The following is a 12979-nucleotide window of genomic DNA, read 5'->3' as shown; positions in this document are numbered from 1 at the left end:
GTTCTGGCCTGGCTTCACGCCAGACCAGCCATATTTACAGAAAATTAGACGTCCAGCCCGCGATGTTGCAACATCGGTGCAATCTGTGGTGCCTTACCGCGCCATTGACGATACAGGCGTTCTAAATCTTCGCTGTTGCCTCTGGAAAGAATCGCCTCGCGAAAACGTTGCCCATTCTCACGCGTTAAGCCGCCCTGCTCGACAAACCATTGATAACCATCGTCTGCCAGCATTTGCGTCCACAAATAGGCGTAATATCCCGCCGCATATCCGCCACCAAAAATGTGGGCGAAATAACTGCTGCGATAACGTGGCGGTACGGCGGGAAGATCCATATTTTCCGCCGCCAGCGCCCGCAGTTCGAAATCATTCACATCCTGCATCGCTTCATGCTCTTGCAGACAGTGCCAGCGCATATCAAGAAGTGCGGCGCTAAGCAGTTCGCTCATCTCATAACCTTTATTGAACAAGCTGGCATTACGCATTTTTTGTTGCAACTCTTCCGGCATTGCTTTCCCGGTCTGATAATGCCGGGCGTAGCGCGCGAATACCTGCGGATGCATTGCCCAATGTTCGTTGATTTGCGAAGGAAATTCGACAAAATCGCGTGGTGTATTGGTGCCAGAAAGCGTGGCATAACGCTGGCAGGCAAACAGACCGTGCAACGTATGCCCAAACTCATGGAATAATGTAATAACATCGTCCCACAGCAACAATGCGGGTTCGTCTGTTGCCGGTTTCTGATAATTACAAACGTTATAGATTACCGGGCGTGTTTCATTGAGCGTAGATTGCTCTACAAAATTACCCATCCATGCGCCGCCGCTTTTTGAATCACGGGCGAAGAAATCACCGTAAAATAACGCCAGTCCCTCGCCATTATGATCAAAAATTTCCCATACGCGGACATCAGGATGGTAAACAGGAATATCAAAACGTTCGACAAACTTAATACCGAAGAGCTGATTGGCGGTCCAGAATACACCTTCATTCAACACCGTGTTTAATTCGAAATAAGGTTTAAGCTGCGCCTCATCGAGACAGAATTTCTCCCGCCGCACCTGTTCAGCATAAAATGCCCAGTCCCACGGCTGGGCGCTGAACCCGCCCTGCTGATTATCAATAACCGCCTGTATAGACGCTAATTCATCGCTCGCACGTTGACGTGCCGCCGGAACAATTTCCCGCATAAAGTTGAGTGCTGCTTCTGGTGTTTTTGCCATCTGATCGGCAATTTTCCATGCGGCATAATAAGGGAAACCAAGTAGTTTCGCCTGTTGGGCGCGGATCTCCACAAGCCGTTGAATGATGGAACGAGTATCATTGCCATCGTTTTTTTCCGCGCGTGTCCACCCCGCAGTGAACAGTTTTTCACGTGTAGAACGATCGCGGAGTTCCGCAAGCGCCGGTTGTTGCGTGGTATTCAGCAATGGAATAAGCCATTTGTTTTCCAGACCTTTCTCGCGAGCCGCCTCAGCCGCCAGCGCAATTTCTTGCTCACTCATGCCTGCCAGTTGCTGAACATCGTCAACCACCAGCCCACCGAATTTGTTCGCGGCTAATAATCGCTGGTTAAACTGACTGGTCAGGGTTGCGGCTTCTGTGTTCAGCAATTTTAATTTTGCTTTATCAGCATCTTCAAGTTTGGCACCGGCAAGAACAAAACGCTGATGAATAACTTCAACCAAACGAATAGATTCACTATCAAGACCCAGCGTTTCGCGCCGCTGCCAGACAGCATCTACCCGCGCGAATAATTCACCATTCAGGTAGATATCATTCGCCAGTTCCGCCAGTTCCGCCGAGAACTGTTCATCAAGACGCTGTAATTCATCATTAGTATGCGCCGAGGTCATGGCAAAGAAGACGCTGGTAACACGAGTGAGTAATTCCCCGCTCTTTTCGAGAGCCAGAATAGTGTTATTAAAATCGGGCGTCTGCGGGTTTAAAGCTATCGCCTCTATCTCAACCCGCTTTTGCCGCATTCCCTCATCGAATGCCGGGCGATAGTGTTGATTTTCAATCTGATCAAAATGGGGAGCCATATACGGCAGAGTACTCTGCGTAAGGAAAGGATTCGTCGTTGACATTTTCTACTCCTGAAAACGAGGTGTTCCATAGCGTAGGCTTACTAATAACGGAGTGCAATCTTGCAAACCAGTATTACCCGCTCTTAAGCATCACGTGCTATGTTATTGACACACAAAATCGTTGAGGAACAGTGAGATGATCGTTTTAGTAACTGGAGCAACGGCAGGTTTTGGTGAATGCATTACGCGTCGTTTTATTCAACAAGGGCATAAAGTTATCGCCACTGGCCGTCGCCAGGAACGGTTGCAGGAGTTAAAAGACGAACTGGGCGATAATTTGTATATCGCCCAACTGGACGTTCGCAACCGCGCCGCCATTGAAGAGATGCTGACTTCGCTTCCTGCCGAGTGGCGTAATATCGATATTCTGGTAAACAATGCTGGACTGGCGCTGGGTATGGAACCTGCACATAAAGCCAGCGTTGAAGACTGGGAAACCATGATTGATACCAACAATAAAGGCCTGGTGTATATGACCCGCGCTGTCCTGCCTGGCATGGTCGAGCGTAATCATGGTCATATAATTAACATTGGCTCAACAGCGGGTAGCTGGCCATATGCTGGTGGTAACGTTTATGGCGCGACAAAAGCGTTTGTTCGTCAGTTCAGCCTGAATCTGCGCACTGACCTGCATGGCACGGCGGTGCGTGTCACCGACATCGAGCCGGGGCTGGTGGGCGGCACCGAGTTTTCTAATGTCCGCTTTAAAGGCGACGACGATAAAGCGGAAAAAACCTATCAAAACACCGTTGCGCTGACGCCAGAAGATGTCAGCGAAGCAGTCTGGTGGGTTGCCACACTCCCTGCTCACGTCAACATCAACACCCTGGAAATGATGCCGGTTACCCAAAGCTATGCCGGACTGAATGTCCATCGCCATTAATTTTTATACCCGGCTTAACCGCCGGGTTATTGCTTGTCACAAAAAAGTGGTAGACTCACGCAGTTAACCCACTCACAAGCAAGAACGAATGACCGTCGAAACGCAACTTAATCCCACACAACCTGTCAATCAGCAAATTTATCGTATTCTTCGCCGCGACATTGTCCATTGCCTAATTCCACCGGGCACACCGTTGTCGGAAAAAGAAGTTTCTGTTCGTTTCAATGTGTCACGCCAGCCGGTTCGTGAAGCCTTCATTAAACTGGCAGAAAACGGCCTGATTCAAATTCGCCCGCAGCGTGGCAGCTACGTCAATAAAATTTCCATGACTCAGGTACGCAACGGTAGTTTTATTCGTCAGGCTATTGAGTGTGCCGTTGCCCGCCGGGCGGCGACCATGATTACCGATAGCCAGTGCTATCAGCTTGAGCAAAATCTCCACCAACAACGTATTGCCATTGAACGCAAACAGCTGGATGATTTTTTTGAGCTGGATGATAACTTCCATCAAATTCTGACGCAGATTGCCGACTGTCAGCTTGCGTGGGACACCATTGAAAACCTGAAAGCAACGGTTGACCGCGTGCGCTATATGAGCTTTGACCACGTATCGCCGCCCGATATGTTATTACGTCAACACATGGATATTTTTACTGCTCTACAAAAACATGATGGCGATGCGGTAGAAAAAGCAATGACTCTGCATTTGCAGGAAATAAGTGAATCCGTGCAGCTGATCCGCCAGGAAAATAGCGACTGGTTTAGCGAAGAGTAATTCATTTCCTCTCATCCCATCCGGGGTGAGAGTCCATCCCCTTCTTCTGGTTCATGCAAGCATCAAAAAAGATGTGAACTTGATCATAAACAAAAAAATATTCACTCGACAGGAGTATTTATATTGCGCCCGTTACGTGGGCTTCGACTGTAAATCAGAAAGGAGAAAACACCTATGACGACCTACGATCGTAACCGTAACGCAATCACCACTGGCAGCCGTGTTATGGTTAGCGGCACCGGTCACACTGGCAAGATCCTGTCGATTGACACTGAAGGTCTGACCGCAGAGCAAATCCGTCGCGGTAAAACCGTGGTTGTTGAAGGTTGTGATGAAAAACTCGCGCCTCTGGACCTGATTCGTCTCGGCATGAACTAAGCGTGTGAATGCCGCCGATGGCGGCATTGCTGTTTTTACTTCACGATATATTTCGCTACGGCCGCTTTCGCGCCATGCGCTAATAAAGACAAGTACGCTTCCGTCACCTTTGCAACAAACAAGCTATTGTTCGGCAAATCATCGCCAAATATCGCCTTAATCGCCATCAACGACTGCACACGCTTTTTCCCTTCGGCGCTACTTTGCACAGCCTTTTGAATGACCGGTAGTAACGGATCGCTAATCTCAATCTGATTCCCCTGTTCATCAACACCGCCAACATAACGCATCCAACCAGCGACACCCAGCGCCAACAGATCGAACGTGCTGTCATGTTCCAGATGCCAGCGAATTGAATCCAGCATCCGCTGCGGCAGTTTCTGACTACCATCCATTGCAATCTGCCAGGTCCGGTGGCGTAAAGCCGGGTTACTGTAGCGTTCAATCAGTCGATCGGCATAATCTTGCAGATCCACCCCCTGCACTTTCAGCGTGGGCGCCTGTTCCTGCAACATCAAGGCATGTGCTGCATGACGATAATTTTCATCTTCCATACAGTCGTTAATGTGCTGATATCCCGCCAGATAGCCCAGATACGCCAGGAATGAATGGCTGCCGTTGAGCATACGCAGTTTCATCTCTTCATAAGGCAGTACATCGCTGACCAGTTCAGCACCGACTTTTTCCCATTCAGGGCGTCCGGCAACAAAATTATCTTCAATAACCCACTGACGGAAAGGCTCACAGGCCACGCCTGCCGGATCGCGCACGCCGGTAAGTTGTTCGATTTTGTCCAGCGTTTCTGCCGTCACTGCGGGTACAATGCGATCCACCATTGTCGACGGAAAAGTCACGTTTTCTTCTATCCATTGCGCCAGTTTTACATCTACAGCCCTGGCATATGAAGTGACAACGTCACGCATAACGTAACCGTTTTCTGGCATGTTGTCACATGACATGATGGTAAACGCTGGAAGTCCTGCGGCTTTACGGCGAGCCAGCGCCTCGACAATCACGCCTGTTGCTGTTTTCGGCTGGTGGGGATTTTGCAAGTCGGCAGCTACCATCGGGTGATCCAGCATTAACTGTCCGGTCGCCGGAGAGTGGAAATACCCTTTTTCGGTGATTGTCAGAGAGACAATTGCGATTTGCGGTTCACACATCGCGGCCAGCACGGCTTCTAAGCCATCTATTTGTACGTGCAGCGCCTTTTTCACGACGCCGACGACGCGAGCGGTCCACGCATCAGCCGACATTTCTGCAACGGTATAGAGATTATCTTGCTGTTTTAGATCGATGATTTGCTGTTCACCGCCAATCAGGTTCATTTCATAGTAGCCCCAATCGCTGTGATGCTGGGCTGCCAGGATATCGGCATACACGCCCTGATGCGCGCGATGAAATGCACCAAACCCTAAATGAACAATTTTGGGCGCCAGGTTATTACGATCATAAACAGGGAGTGTCGCTTTGGCTGATAACAAATTATTTCCCATGAAAATTCCTTTAATTTCAATATGGCAAGCTGAATGGTTTGTTATATGAATAAAAAAATCCCTCCTCACTAAGAGAAGGGATTCTGGATTTACAGACTTGTTGAAGGTTGCGCAGCTCTTACAACGCGCGGTTGATCTTCTGCAGCATCTTCCAGCGCACTCAAATCGCGGTCTTTAACTTCTGGCATTTTCAGCGCGGAAATTAAGCCGATGACGGAATAAGCCATAATCATTATTGCAATCGGATACCAGGATCCGGTCATGGTACAGAAAATACCGGCCAGAATAGGACCAAAACCTGAAGCGATAAGACCACCAATTTCTTTAGATATTGCCATTCGGGTAAAGCGGTTTTTACAGCCGAACATCTCTGCCATGGTAATGTTTTCCAGGGCAAATAATCCCAACACCGCACAGTTGTGAATCACAATGAGAGCAACCATGATGGTGCCCGGTGCATAGCTTTTATCTACAATGATAGAAAGCATTGGCCACGCAAGTACAATAGCTGAAGTATTCATAATGATGTAAGGAATACGACGACCAATTTTATCAGATAACCAACCGAGGAAAGGAATCGTCATAAAACCGATAATAGAACTGATCATTAATGCATCTGTGGGAATTGCTTTATTGAACAGCAAAGTTTGCACTAAATAACCAGCAAGGAAGGTTTGAATCAGACCTGAGTTTCCTGCCTGTCCAAAACGCAGACCCGTTGCCAACCAAAAAGATTTGCTCTGGAACATGCTACCAGCAGGTGCAGGTTTTGCTGTAGGTTGGTTGCTGTCGTTAACCTTCTCAAAGACCGGGCTTTCTTTCAGGTTCATACGCAACCAGATAGCAAAGACCATCACGACAACGCTCGCCAGGAACGGTATACGCCATCCCCATGCCAGCAGTTCTTCTTTACTAAGAATAAAGAACATAAAGGCCCAGATTGCCGTTGCGCTCAACGTACCGCAGTTCGTTCCCATCGCAACGAATGAGGAGATAATGCCGCGTTTACCTTTCGGCGCATATTCCGCCAGCATCGTACCAGCACCGGAAATTTCAGCGCCTGCCCCCAGCCCCTGAATAATACGCAGCGTCACCAGCAATATTGGCGCAAAAACACCAATCTGCGCATAGGTCGGCAACACACCAATTAAGGTAGTACAGATCCCCATCATGGTGATGGTAATAAAGAGCACTTTCTTACGCCCTATTCTGTCGCCCATTTTGCCGAAAATAAATGCTCCGACAATACGTGCAACATAACCAGCACCGTAGGTTCCCATTGCCAGAATTAACGCCATTGCGGTTGATGATTCCGGAAAAAATATTTCATGGAATACTAACGCTGCACCGAGCGAGTATAACTGAAAATCCATAAATTCAAGTGCCGTACCTAACCATCCTGATACCGCTGCCTTCACTAAATCCTTAGTGCTTCTTTCATGTTTTTCTATTGTCATAATTATTATCTCTAAATAAGAGGTAAGATGCGTACTGCTTATTCGCTATTATTGGTATTATTCAGAAAACGTGAGTAAAACTTTGCAACAGTGCTTTTGATCCTTTTCGAATAATGAAATGGCATCAGCAACACGCAGATAATCAAAGGTATGGGTAATTAATTTATCAGGATTAATTAACCCTTTGCTTAACCAGTCGATAACGACCGGGAATTTATTGGCATTTAACCGGGAAGAAAAAATAGAGAGTTCCTTGCCGGTAATTCCCTGCTGAATGACTTCAGACGGTTCACTGGAGAAGCCCATTAACACAATTCGTGCCGCCGGAGAAGCCAGCATAACCGCTTCTTTCAAAATGGAAGGATGGCAAGCAGCATCAATAATTAATGTTGGTTTGATGCCCTTTTCAGCGAATATTTCGCCAAGCGTTGTCTGGCTGTTATTAATCACCCAGTCTGCCCCGCTCTCTTTCGCTTTGTTCAGTCGTTCATCAATGCGATCGGCGACAATCACATTTTTAACGTTATAAACACCTTTCAATACCTGAACGATAGTCAGACCAATCGGGCCGGCACCATAAACCAGCACGGTGTCATCTTCAGTCGGCTGTCCGTGTCCGGTAACGTTCGCCGCAATGGTAAATGGTTCGATCATTACAGCGAACTGATCAGCCACTCCATCGGGAATTTTCCACGCATTCTTCGCCGGAACGACTGCATATTCGCTAAAACCGCCATCAGCGTGAACACCTAATACAGCCAGAGTTGTGCAAACGTTGGGCTTACCCATTGAGCACGGATAACAATGTCCGCAGCTGACTACGGGATCTACCGCAACACGTTCGCCAACTCTGGCGTTATCCACACCTTCACCTACGGCATCAATCACGCCAAAAAATTCGTGACCAATGACACGCGGATACTTTGCAAACGGATTATGACCGCGATAAATGTGACTATCCGATCCACAAATTCCCGCGAGTTTCACTTTTACTCGTACTTCACCCACTGCCGGGGTCGGAATTTCACGTTCGATAATCGCCAGTTGATTCGGTTTTTCAATTAAAATACTTTTCATTATTGTATGACTCCTTACCAGTTCCATAGCGTGCCATCTTCCAGACGTGCGACTGGCAGATAGGCAGGTTCGTAGGGATATTTCGCCGCCAGCTTTTCATCGAATTCGATACCAATGCCTGGCTTATCACCAGGATGCATATAGCCGTTATCGAAGATCCAGTTGTGCGGGAAGACTTCAAGCATTTGTTCTGAATAGCCCATATACTCCTGAATGCCGAAATTCGGCACCCACAAGTCAAAGTGCAACGCCGCAGCCATGCAGACTGGTGACAAATCGGAAGGACCATGTGAGCCAGTACGAACCTGGTAAAGCGAAGCAAAATCGGCAATTCTGCGCATACCTGTGATGCCGCCAGCGTGGGTCAGCGTTGTACGGATATAGTCGATAAGTTGTTCTTCAATCAGCTGTTTGCAGTCCCAGATGCTGTTAAAGACTTCACCCACCGCAATTGGCGTTACGGTATGTTGGCGAATGAGGCGGAAGCACTCCTGGTTTTCTGCGGGTGTCGGATCTTCCATCCAGAACAGGCGATAATCTTCAATACTTTTGCCAAAGCGTGCCGCCTCAATGGGCGTTAAACGATGGTGCATGTCATGCAGCACATGCTCATTAAAGCCAAACTTGTTGCGCACTGCGTCGAACAGTTTTGGCATGAAGTCGAGATATTTTTCCGTTGACCACAACTGCTCTTCTGGCCACTGCCCTTTGGTCGCAGGTTCATAAGCCAGCCCTTTTCCTTTGGACATACCGTAAGTCGTTTTCATTCCGGGAATACCACACTGCACGCGGATGGCTTTGAATCCCAGTTCCTGATGACGAGCATAATCATCCAGTGCTTCATCAATACTGTGACCGGTGGTATGACAATAGACCATTACGCCTTCACGGGAAGCCCCACCTAACAGTTGGTAAAGCGGCATGTTTGCGGCTTTGGCTTTAATGTCCCACAGCGCCATATCAACAGCGGAAATAGCCGACATGGTGACAGGACCGCGACGCCAGTAAGCGCCTTTATAGAAAAACTGCCAGATATCTTCGATACGATGGGCATCGCGGCCTATAAGTTGCGGACAGATATGATCCTGCAAATAGGACGCAACGGAAAGCTCGCGCCCGTTCAGAGTGGCATCACCAAGACCGGTAATACCGTCCTCGGTGGTGATTTTTAAGGTGACGAAATTACGTCCCGGACAGGTAACAAAAACTTCAGCCCCTACGATCTTCATGTTCTATTCCTTGCATCGCTTGTCGTGATGCATGAAATCTACGCAACTGAGCTACTACCATACAAGTATTAAGATCAAGAAAAGCCAGAGCGATCACAAAAAAAGGCGCATATTTGCGCCGTGAATAGTTCTAAAAACAGTCAAGCTTTATTGTTTTTCCGGGGTTCGACTAGTGCGTATCTTATTGATAAAAAAATAATTAATCATATCAGAAAAGTCAGGTGCGTCCCCAGCCAGCAACAATAATCAACATGCCGCAAAGCGCAATTATCGCTCCCGTCCAGTCGTAGAGACTGAGCTTCACCCCATCTACCACCCGCAGCCACAGGAGCGCCGTACAGACATAAACACCGCCATACGCTGCATAAACTCGCCCACTTGCTGCCGGATGCAACGTTAATAGCCAGACAAAAAGCGCCAGAGAAATCCCCGCTGGAACCAACAACCAGATACTGGCATTTCGTTTCAGCCACAGCCAGGGCAAAAAACAACCAATGATTTCACACAAAGCGGTAGCAAAAAACAGTAACGTTGTTTTAATCATCTTTGTCACTCATTGACATCATGTATATTTATAGGGCGACATAATATCATCAACATAGACATCCTTCTGGTACGTTTCGCGTTCACAGTGGATCGTGTAAAATCGCCCTTAACCATTCATGTAAGGAATGAATCATGAATATCACTCTCTGCAAAAAACTCAGCCTGCTCGCTTTTCTGCTGCCTTGCGCACTGGCATTTAGCGCAACTACCCATGCAGAAACCAACAAACTGGTGATTGAATCTGGCGACAGCGCACAGAGTCGCCAGCAGGCAGCAATGGAAAAAGAGCAATGGAATGACACGCGTAATCTGCGTCAAAAAATCAACAAACGCACCGAGAAAGAATGGGATAAAGCTGACGCCGCATTTGATAGCCGCGATAAATGCGAGCAGAGTACCAATATTAATGCCTACTGGGAGCCGAATACTTTACGCTGCCTGGACCGTCGTACTGGTCGCGTAATCATCCCCTAACCTGTTATTGATATAAGGAATGTAAGGACACGTTATGACTAGCGCCCACAGTGTTAAGCTACGTCCGCTGGAGCGTGAAGATTTACGCTATGTACATCAACTCGACAATAACGCCAGCGTGATGCGTTACTGGTTTGAGGAGCCGTACGAAGCCTTTGTTGAACTCTCTGATCTGTACGATAAGCATATTCACGATCAGAGTGAACGTCGTTTCGTCGTGGAATGCGATGGCGAAAAGGCAGGTCTGGTGGAACTGGTAGAAATTAACCACGTCCATCGCCGCGCAGAATTTCAGATAATCATCTCCCCGGAATACCAGGGTAAAGGTCTGGCAACCCGCGCCGCGAAATTAGCGATGGATTATGGTTTCACTGTTCTTAATCTCTATAAGCTTTATCTGATTGTCGATAAAGAGAATGAGAAAGCGATTCATATTTATCGTAAGCTCGGTTTTACGGTCGAAGGTGAACTGATGCATGAATTCTTTATTAACGGTCAATATCGCAATGCTATTCGCATGTGCATATTCCAGCATCAGTATCTGGCGGAACATAAAACGCAAGGGCAGACTCTACTAAAACCAACCGCGCAATAGTATTAATAATAATCAATGGTATTTTTGATGGTGTAAACCCGTTCGACGGCGGGTTTTACTCCCTCATCCACAATGATTAATTGGCAGTCCACTGGATTCGCGTGGCTGTCATATTCACAAGTCTGTTTGACATTACCAACCTGTTGATTATTCAGTAAAGTAATTGCCGTGTAATCCAGTTTTTTGATCGGGTCCGTTGATGGAGTGGCGCTGACAGATAACGTTTTGTCGTTACTTTTCGTCGTTTTCCCCAGCGGATAACCCTGATCATCATAGCGATATTCCATCTGCATCTGTTTGCTGCTGGCCTTAACCACGAAGCCATTATCGTCAGTTTCCCAACTTACCCCGGCAGAAGGTAATTCTGCTAACTGGCATTTTCCCTGTAGACGTACTCTTTTCTCCAGTGTCTGTGCATCCCGGTAATAATTTGCATCCAACACCAGGGCAACCACGGTATTATTCTCCAGATCCAGTAATTCGAGGGAATCAAAACAGCCTTCTTCCGATAAATTCCCCGAAACACGTTTCGTCACTTCCCCTTGCTCATTCATTAACGTCTGAGTGAAATCTTTAACCGGTCCACGCAGCGGATCAAAATCAAATTCATTAGAGAAACTGGCCATTTCTGGCGTAAATGAAAGTGTTACCTCTGTGCGGTCACATCCTGTGAGTATTATCGCGAGTAAACATGGCAGTAATTTGTAATTCACATCAATCACCAGACAGTAGAGATGATTCTCAATCATAGTAGTAAATACAGTAATTTACACGTGAAATGCTATGCTTAGTTAGTAATATTCATGTAAGGAGCCAATGATGAAAATCTTAGCCTGCAGTGCCGCACTTCTGCTCACCCTAGCCTCATCCACAGTGCTCGCCGCGTCGGATTCATGTGAGCGCATAAAAAGTGATATTTCACAGCGCATTATCAATAACGGCGTACCAGAAAGTGGCTTCACTTTAAGTATTGTGCCGAATGATCAGGTCGACCAGCCTGATTCACAGGTCGTCGGGCATTGCGCTAACGACACGCATAAAATTCTCTACACCCGCACCACCAGCGGTAATGTTTCTGCCCACCCCCAGCCAACCCATGATAATGAGCCTGCTGAATCGCATTAATAAACCTGAGGCTGCCTGATACGATGCTTACGCACATATCAGGCCTGCCGTGTGGTATTGTTATGCGCTGGCTGTGCCCGCTAGCCGGGATACCTGCTGAGATGATCGGGCGTGCGCTCGTTTATGGCCTGCACATAATGCTCGGAATGACCATCGCAGGTTAACAAATTGGTGCGGGGTAAACCGCACGTTTCAGGATGATAGGAATGACGCATTTCTCACAACAAGATAATTTTTCTGTCGCAGCGCGCGTGCTGGGCGCGCTGTTTTATTACGCTCCTGAGAGTAAAGAAGCCTCTCCACTGGTTTCTGCGCTAACCAGTGACGATTGGGTCACCCAGTGGCCTTTATCACAAACGTCATTAGCGCCGCTGGCAACGGCTTTTAAGGAAGAATGTGAAGAGTCGCGTAGTCAGGCATGGCAACGATTATTTGTCGGGCCGTGGGCGTTACCCTCTCCTCCATGGGGATCTGTCTGGCTGGATCGCGAATCGGTGCTGTTTGGCGATTCTACTTTGACGCTTCGTCAATGGATGCGCGAAAAAGGCATTCAGATTGAAATGAAACAAAACGAACCAGAAGATCATTTTGGTTCGCTGCTGTTGATGGCAGCATGGCTGGCAGAGAATGGTCGTCAGACCGAGTGTGAAGAGTTGTTGGCCTGGCATCTTTTACCGTGGTCCACGCGTTTTCTTGAAGTGTTTATCGAAAAGGCGGAACACTCTTTTTATCGCGCGCTCGGTGAGCTGGCTCGTTTAACGCTGACACAATGGCAGTCACAGTTGCTGATCCCTGTCGCGGTAAAACCCCTGTTTCGCTGAATAATCCTTAGTATTATCGAAAGGCGTAAACTG

Annotated in this window: 14 protein-coding genes; 7 read left to right on the top strand and 7 right to left on the bottom strand. The window is 47.7% G+C overall.

Annotation, left to right across the window (positions count from 1 at the left end; all coding sequences use genetic code 11):
• Nucleotides 1-44: 44 nt before the first annotated feature.
• Complete coding sequence (gene dcp / locus BEG40_RS02965) at nt 45-2090, bottom strand: peptidyl-dipeptidase Dcp (RefSeq protein ID WP_105284855.1); 2046 nt, start codon at nt 2088-2090, stop codon at nt 45-47.
• A gap of 136 nt (nt 2091-2226) precedes the next feature.
• On the opposite strand from dcp, the gene ydfG reads away from it, so the two are divergent.
• From ydfG to ydfZ, 3 genes are all read left to right on the top strand, one after another.
• Nucleotides 2227-2973 carry a bifunctional NADP-dependent 3-hydroxy acid dehydrogenase/3-hydroxypropionate dehydrogenase YdfG gene (gene ydfG / locus BEG40_RS02960; protein ID WP_010346482.1) on the top strand — a complete coding sequence of 249 codons (747 nt, stop codon included), beginning with the start codon at nt 2227-2229 and terminating at the stop codon, nt 2971-2973.
• A gap of 88 nt (nt 2974-3061) precedes the next feature.
• Nucleotides 3062-3748 (top strand): DNA-binding transcriptional regulator rspR, encoded by a 687-nt coding sequence (rspR, locus tag BEG40_RS02955; protein ID WP_000215571.1) that lies wholly within the window; start codon nt 3062-3064, stop codon nt 3746-3748.
• Nucleotides 3749-3922: 174 nt separating this feature from the next.
• Nucleotides 3923-4126: a putative selenium delivery protein YdfZ gene (gene ydfZ, locus BEG40_RS02950; protein WP_000214710.1), complete on the top strand. Its 204-nt coding sequence runs from the start codon at nt 3923-3925 to the stop codon at nt 4124-4126.
• A gap of 35 nt (nt 4127-4161) precedes the next feature.
• On the opposite strand, the gene BEG40_RS02945 is transcribed toward ydfZ, so the two are convergent.
• From BEG40_RS02945 to BEG40_RS02925, 5 genes are all read right to left on the bottom strand, one after another.
• On the bottom strand, nt 4162-5622 hold the full coding sequence (locus BEG40_RS02945) for a mannitol dehydrogenase family protein (RefSeq protein ID WP_105284854.1): 1461 nt from the start codon (nt 5620-5622) through the stop codon (nt 4162-4164).
• 89 nt (nt 5623-5711) lie between these two features.
• Nucleotides 5712-7079: an MHS family MFS transporter YdfJ gene (gene ydfJ, locus BEG40_RS02940; RefSeq protein ID WP_000151240.1), complete on the bottom strand. Its 1368-nt coding sequence runs from the start codon at nt 7077-7079 to the stop codon at nt 5712-5714.
• Nucleotides 7080-7136: 57 nt separating this feature from the next.
• Complete coding sequence (locus BEG40_RS02935; RefSeq protein ID WP_105284853.1) at nt 7137-8156, bottom strand: Zn-dependent oxidoreductase; 1020 nt, start codon at nt 8154-8156, stop codon at nt 7137-7139.
• A 14-nt stretch (nt 8157-8170) separates the two neighbouring features.
• On the bottom strand, nt 8171-9385 hold the full coding sequence (gene rspA, locus BEG40_RS02930) for a starvation-sensing protein RspA (protein WP_105284852.1): 1215 nt from the start codon (nt 9383-9385) through the stop codon (nt 8171-8173).
• Between the two features lie 217 nt (nt 9386-9602).
• Nucleotides 9603-9929, bottom strand: coding sequence for a YnfA family protein (locus tag BEG40_RS02925; protein WP_105284851.1), 327 nt, complete (start codon nt 9927-9929; stop codon nt 9603-9605).
• 134 nt (nt 9930-10063) lie between these two features.
• Between BEG40_RS02925 and BEG40_RS02920 the strand changes: the two genes are divergently transcribed.
• Both BEG40_RS02920 and speG read left to right on the top strand, forming a co-directional pair.
• Nucleotides 10064-10405 carry a DUF1283 family protein gene (locus tag BEG40_RS02920; protein ID WP_105284850.1) on the top strand — a complete coding sequence of 114 codons (342 nt, stop codon included), beginning with the start codon at nt 10064-10066 and terminating at the stop codon, nt 10403-10405.
• 34 nt (nt 10406-10439) lie between these two features.
• Nucleotides 10440-11000 (top strand): spermidine N1-acetyltransferase, encoded by a 561-nt coding sequence (gene speG, locus BEG40_RS02915; RefSeq protein WP_000199501.1) that lies wholly within the window; start codon nt 10440-10442, stop codon nt 10998-11000.
• A 2-nt stretch (nt 11001-11002) separates the two neighbouring features.
• Here the strand turns inward: speG and BEG40_RS02910 are convergent, their stop codons facing one another.
• A complete protein-coding gene (locus BEG40_RS02910; RefSeq protein WP_077629247.1) occupies nt 11003-11713 on the bottom strand; it encodes a YnfC family lipoprotein in 711 nt (236 codons plus the stop codon).
• 106 nt (nt 11714-11819) lie between these two features.
• Here BEG40_RS02910 and BEG40_RS02905 point away from each other — a divergent pair, with 106 nt between their 5' ends.
• On the top strand, nt 11820-12125 hold the full coding sequence (locus tag BEG40_RS02905) for a DUF1161 domain-containing protein (RefSeq protein WP_000696054.1): 306 nt from the start codon (nt 11820-11822) through the stop codon (nt 12123-12125).
• A 206-nt stretch (nt 12126-12331) separates the two neighbouring features.
• Entirely contained in the window at nt 12332-12946 is a 615-nt protein-coding gene (gene dmsD, locus BEG40_RS02900) for a Tat proofreading chaperone DmsD (protein WP_105284849.1), read from the top strand.
• The last annotated feature ends 33 nt before the right edge of the window (nt 12947-12979 follow it).

It is taken from the genome of Escherichia sp. MOD1-EC5495 (assembly GCF_002965965.1).
In the GTDB taxonomy this organism is placed as follows: domain Bacteria; phylum Pseudomonadota; class Gammaproteobacteria; order Enterobacterales; family Enterobacteriaceae; genus Escherichia; species Escherichia ruysiae.
This window is presented reverse-complemented; position numbering and strand designations above follow the sequence as displayed.